Genomic DNA, 228 nt, shown 5'->3' with positions numbered 1-228 from the left:
ATTTCGCGATTAAAATCTTTTTCTTTTCTAATGTTAACGCTATCGTATGTATTATAGCGAACGCGGTCTTCCAGTTTTTTAATAATATCTAAAACACTTTTTGAAGTGTAATTTTCATGAAGTCCGAAAATGAAATATTTCCTTAAAAAACCTTCTTCGTAAGCATAAGAGAATCCGTTTCCGCTATGACGGCCTTCTAAAATTCTAAAGTCAGAGTGCGCATCAAAA

Annotated in this window: 1 pseudogene; it reads right to left on the bottom strand. The window is 32.5% G+C overall.

Annotated features, from left to right (window positions below):
* Positions 1–228, bottom strand: a pseudogene (locus ACWA1B_RS23835) (formimidoylglutamase); the annotation flags it as partial.

The organism is Flavobacterium xizangense, assembly GCF_054075145.1.
This window is presented reverse-complemented; position numbering and strand designations above follow the sequence as displayed.